At 67.8% G+C, this 422-nt stretch carries 1 protein-coding gene; it reads right to left on the bottom strand.

Annotated features, from left to right (window positions below; genetic code table 11):
* Positions 1-422 (bottom strand): GTPase (locus GVL52_RS32320; RefSeq protein WP_160012765.1); only part of this gene is annotated, 422 nt, incomplete at both ends.

Raw genomic sequence — 422 nt, forward strand, 5'->3', positions numbered from 1 at the left:
CATCTGGCGGCCGTAGTCGTCCACGGCGTCCCACTTGTTCACGGCGAGCACGACGGCGCGGCCGCTCTCGAGGATGTAGCCGGCGATGTGGGCATCCTGGTCGGTGACGCCCTGGGTGGCGTCCAGCAGCAGCAGCACGACGTTGGCGGACTCGATGGCCTGCAGGGTCTTGACCACCGAGAACTTCTCGATCGCCTCGAACACCTTGCCATTGCGCCGCAGGCCCGCGGTGTCGATGAGCTCGAACTTCTGGCCGTTGCGCTCGAAGGGCACGGAGATCGCGTCCCGCGTCGTGCCTGGCATGTCGAAGGCGACGAGGCGCTCCTCGCCGAGCCAGGTGTTGATGAGCGTGGACTTGCCGACGTTGGGGCGGCCGGCGACCGCCAGGCGGATGGGCTTGTCCTCGCCGTCGTCCTCTTCGT

It is taken from the genome of Rhizobium sp. 18055 (assembly GCF_902706285.1).
Classification (GTDB): Bacteria; Pseudomonadota; Alphaproteobacteria; order Rhizobiales; family Rhizobiaceae; genus Rhizobium.